The sequence below is a fragment of the Mesorhizobium sp. M4B.F.Ca.ET.089.01.1.1 genome (assembly GCF_004022605.1).
Classification (GTDB): domain Bacteria; phylum Pseudomonadota; class Alphaproteobacteria; order Rhizobiales; family Rhizobiaceae; genus Mesorhizobium; species Mesorhizobium abyssinicae.
The window spans coordinates 1-4,859 of record NZ_RZOS01000425.1; the positions used below are offsets into that span (position 1 = coordinate 1).

Annotated in this window: 3 protein-coding genes and 1 pseudogene; all 4 read right to left on the reverse strand. The window is 67.3% G+C overall.

The window, feature by feature from the left end; all coding sequences use genetic code 11:
* Positions 1-238, reverse strand: a pseudogene (locus EN780_RS27575) (4-hydroxy-tetrahydrodipicolinate reductase); the annotation flags it as partial.
* Positions 235-2,091, reverse strand: a complete 1,857-nt coding sequence (locus tag EN780_RS27580; protein ID WP_189379508.1) for an ABC transporter ATP-binding protein — start codon at positions 2,089-2,091, stop codon at positions 235-237. The pseudogene EN780_RS27575 and the gene EN780_RS27580, both read right to left, overlap by 4 nt.
* Positions 2,092-2,216: 125 nt before the next feature.
* The gene (locus EN780_RS27585) at positions 2,217-3,236 is read right to left on the reverse strand and encodes a glucokinase (RefSeq protein WP_127390985.1); all 1,020 of its coding nucleotides are present in this window, start codon (positions 3,234-3,236) and stop codon (positions 2,217-2,219) included.
* Positions 3,237-3,566: 330 nt separating this feature from the next.
* Positions 3,567-4,688 (reverse strand): penicillin-insensitive murein endopeptidase, encoded by a 1,122-nt coding sequence (gene mepA / locus EN780_RS27595; RefSeq protein ID WP_127390984.1) that lies wholly within the window; start codon positions 4,686-4,688, stop codon positions 3,567-3,569.
* Positions 4,689-4,859 lie beyond the last annotated feature (171 nt).

Consider the following 4,859-nt stretch of genomic DNA (forward strand, 5'->3'; position numbering starts at 1 on the left):
AATCGAGCACGCCGTCGGCCTTGGCGAAAGCCGGCAGCGGATCGTCCGATATCGGCACGTTGATGATGCCGATGCCGGCGAGCTCGCCGGCGTCCTTGCCGAGATAGGGCGATCCCGGCCGCTCGACCGCGCCGGCGACGCGCGCCCCCGGCATCGTGTGGATGGCGCGGATCAGCGTCTGGCCCATGCGGCCGGCCGCGCCCACCACCACCAGGCCCATATCGCCCGTATCGCTCATGCCTCTCTCCCGACCGCCCTCTTCGCGCGGCTGCGCGGCGGCGGAGTTTGGATGGGCTTGGCGTCGTCGACAAGCCCCAAACCCTTCTTGCCCTGCACCCGGTGGAAACGGGCATAGACGCTGTGCGGATCGGCCATCAGCAAGGCATGGGTGCCTTCCTCGACCAGCCGGCCCTCTTCCAGCACGATGATGTGGTCGGCATTGACCACGGTCGACAGCCGGTGCGCGATGACGATGGTCGTGCGCCCTTCCATGACGTGGGTCAGCGCTTCCTGGACACGCGCCTCAGCCTCGTTGTCGAGCGCTGAGGTAGCCTCGTCGAGCAAAAGGATCGGCGCCTGGCGCACGATGGCGCGGGCGATCGAGACGCGCTGGCGCTGTCCGCCCGACAGCGTCACGCCGTTCTCGCCGACCGGCGTGTCGTAGCCTTGCGGCTGCTGGCGGATGAACTCGTCCGCCGCCGCCTGCTTTGCCGCCCATTCGATCTCCGCATCCGTGGCCGAAAGCCGGCCATAGCGGATGTTGTCGCGGATCGTGCCCTCGAACAAATAGGGCCCCTGCGAGACATAGGCGATCGAGCTGCGAAGCGAATGCTTCGTCAGCCTGGAAATGTCCTGGCCGTCAACCTCGATGCTGCCGGCCTCGACATCGTAGAAGCGCTGCAGCAGCGCCACCAGCGTCGACTTGCCGGCGCCGGATGCGCCGACGATCGCCGTCACCTTGCCGGCGGCGGCGGTAAAGCTCAATTCCTTGAGCACCGGCGCGTCGGCGGCATAGCCGAACGAGACATTATTGAAACGCACCTCGCCGGTGGTGATCCTCGCCTCGACCGCGCCGGTCGCATCGCCCTGCTGCGGCTGCTGGTCGAGAAGCTCGTAGATCATGCGCGCATTGACCAGCGACCGCTCCATGCCAACCTGCATGCGCGCCAGACGCCGCGCCGGATCATAGGCCAGGATCAGCGCCGTGATGAAGGAGAACACCGCGCCCGGCGGCTGGCCGAGGACCAGCGCCCGGTAGCCGGAATAGGCAATGACGCCGGTGACGGCGAGGCCGGCCAGCATGTCGGAAATCGGCGTCAGCCGCTCCGAGACGCGAGCGATCTTGTTGCCCCGCTGCTCGGCACTCTCGGCGAGCTTGCCGATGCGGCGCGCCAGTTCGCCCTCCATGGTGAACGCCTTGACGATGGCGATGCCTTGCGTCGCCTCCTGCATGGCGCCGATCAGCCGCGAGTTGATCTGCACGGATTCGCGCGCGATGCGGCGTACGCGGCGCATCAGATAGACGACGGTGTAGATCAGCGGCGGTCCGATCAGCAGCGACGACAGCGACAGCAGCGGATCCTGGTAGATCATGACGCAGATGAGGCCGAGCAGCGTCACGCCGTCGCGCGCGATCGAGGTCAGCGTCATCGACAACAGGTCGCGGATGCCGTTGATGTTCTCGTTGACCTGCGCGGCGAGCTGGCCCGAACGGGTGTCGTTGAAGAAGCCGACGCCGAGCTTCATCAGGTGGTCGAAGATGCGGCGCTGATAGCTCGCCACCAGATTGTTGCCGATCCGCGCCAGCGTCACCGCCTGGCCATAGGTGGCCAGCCCGCGCAGCGTGAAGGAGCCCATGATCCCGGCGCAGATCAGCACGATCAGATCGCCGCGTCGCTCATAGAAGATCTGGTTGACGACCGGGCTCATCACCCAGGCGGTGAAGGCCGTCGTTGCGGACACGGTCAGCAGGCACAGGGTGGCGAAGATGTAGGCTGAGCGGTATTCGCGGCCGTTTTCGGCGATGATGCGGCGCAGCACCGCCCAGGTCTCGCCGGGCCGGGCTATCGCTTGGTGTTGAAGCTGGTTCAAATCGAGGGTCGTTCCGTGGTTCCGTCTGGAAATTCGGCACCCCTCTTAGCGTTCCCGTCGCGGCTTGCCTATGGCGAAACTTCGTCGCGGCGCGATTCGCGATCCGACAACCAGGGCGCGAAGCGCTACACCCGCCAGTGCCGCCCCGCCGTCTGCACGCCGAACAGCGAGGGATTCCTGGCATAGGCGGCGAGGCCGAGAAGCGCCGCCAGCGGATGCGTGATGACATAGACCGGCATCGCGCGCAGCAAGGCGCTGTGCGGCGCCTTGTCCTCGAAAGCGGCGCGGAAATTGCCCGCTTTCAGCGCCGGCACGATCTTCTGCGCGATGCCGCCGGTGAGAAAGACGCCGCCCCGGCTCATGAACACCAGCGCCAGGTCGCCGGCGGTGCGGCCGAGGCAGGTGACGAACAGCGAAAGCGCCTCCTCCGCCACCGGGTCGGACTTCGCCAGCGCCGCGCCGGTGATCTCGGCCGGCGCGCTGAACGGCGCCGGCTTGCCGTCGGCCTTGGCCACCGCGCGGTAGACATTGACCAGGCCGCGCCCGCACAGGATCTGCTCGCCGGAAACGCGGCCTTCGAGCCGCTCTATATGCGGGAAAACCTGGAAATCGCGTGGCGAGCGCGGGCCGATATCCATGTGTCCGCCTTCGCCGGGCACCGGTATCCAGTGGTTGAGCGCATGGATCAGCCCGGCAACGCCGAGGCCGGTGCCGGGGCCGAGCACGACGCGGCTGGCGTTCGGCTCCGGCGTGCCGCCGCCGATCTTCTCCATATGCTCCTCGCCGAGCGCGACGACGGCCAGCGCCTGCGCCTCGAAGTCGTTGAGCACGACGACCTCGCTCAGGCCCAGATTGGCGAACATCTGCCTCGGCTTGACCACCCAGGGGCAATTGGTGAGCGGGATCTCGTCGCCGTCGACCGGCCCGGCGATCGCCAGCACGGCCGAATTCGGCCGCACCGAGGAACGGTCGAGCACCGCCGCCTGGATCGCCTCGTCGATGGTGTTGAAATTGGCGGTCTGGACGATCTGCGGCTCGGTCGGGTCCGAATTGGCGTCGAGCACGATCGAGAAGCGCGCATTGGTGCCGCCGATGTCGCCGATCAGGACCGGAAACCGCAGCGTTGTCTCGTCTTCACCTGCCATGCTCTTCTTTCGTTCTGTTCCGGCCATCTGCCGCTGTCATTCGTTGACTATCGCATGGACTTGTAAAGGGAAAGCAGCTTCGGCGTCAGGCTTGAATTCCGTACCTTTTCAACGTCTGCGCCGCCCCTCACCTGCCTGCCGGGACCCTCTCCCCGTATAGTGACGGGGAGAGGGACGCTGTCATCGCCGATTTCGCCAATCATCAGCGTTGCGGAAAGGGCGCCGGCGCTGCGGCGTGCCCCCTTCTCCCCGTCGCTATACGGGGAGAAGTGCCCGGCAGGGCGATGAGGGGCGGCGCCTGCTTCGACAATTAGCCCGGAATGCCTGGCGTCAGTTTTCCGGCCTTGGCCGTGGCAGTGGAATGCCGATTTTCGGGGTCGGCGCAAAAGCGCTTGCCGAGGCCGGCATGGTAGCCGCGCCAACCGGCACCGTCGCTTCCGCCGACGACTCGGCAGGCGGTTCGGCAGGCGGCTCGGCGGCCGCGATCGGCAGGTCGTTCCCCGCGATCGGTAGGCCGTCGCCATGATAGGTGACGGCTTCCGCCGAAGCCGGGTTTGGCGCGTCGAGCACCGCCCGGCATTCCTTCGGCAGGTTCGCCATCGTCATGATGTCGCGCGCCTTCGGTGCGTCCGGGTTCTTGTTGGGGCGCCAGGGCTCCGCGGTGAACCACCAGGCCAGTGGCTTGCCGCAGCCGTCATCGGCCGGCGTCGCTTCCTGCGCCTTGCAGCCGTGCGAGCCAGGCTGGCAGCCGATGCGCATGTGGAAATGATAGTCGTGGCCCCAGAACGGCCGGATCTTGCGCAGCCAGGAACGGTCGCCCTTCACCGTGTCGCACAGTTTCTTCTTGATGCCCGGATTGACCAGGATGCGCTCGACCTCGGGATAGCTCGCCGCGCGCTTCAACAGTTGCGTGTGCCGCGTCGTCCACAGCGCGTCCTTCACCAGATGCGTCTTTTCGTCGACCATCAGGGTGGCGCTCATCGATTCGCGCTGCGCCATCGACAGCGGCCGGCTGGGCATCGGCGTCAGCCAGATGTCGGCGTCGAGGCCGATCTGGTGCGACGCGTGGCCGGTCAGCATCGGCCCGCCGCGCGGCTGCGAGATGTCGCCGATCAGAAGGCCGGGCCAGCCGTCGGCATGCGCGTCGCGCGCCAGCTTCTCGATCAGCGCGATCATCGCCGGATGGCCCCAGCGGCGGTTGCGCGAGGGGCGCATCACTTCCCAGCTCGGTCCGTCCATCGGAATGGCGACGCCGCCGGCGAAGCAGCCCTTGGAATAGAAGCCGAAGGATTGCGCCGCCGCCACCGCCGGCAGCTTCTCGGCCCCGAACAGGTCTTTTGCCCGCGGCTCTGCCGTTAGCGCGCTCGCCGCCAGCCCGGCCAGCGCCAGGATCGCCAGCGTCGCCGTCAGGAACGGCCGTCTGACGGGCAATGATCGCAACGAGGTCACCATGAAGCCGCATCCCTCTCCTGTCGCGCCGCCGAGCCTCGAGAGCGGCCGCGACGCGAATCATAGCATGCCCGGCGCCGCGCTTTAATCAGCGCGTTTCATCGGGCTGCGCGGCTCGCCCTCGCGCCAGCTGCCGTCCGCCCACATTTGGTCGAGGGCCGAGCGGTAGTCGGG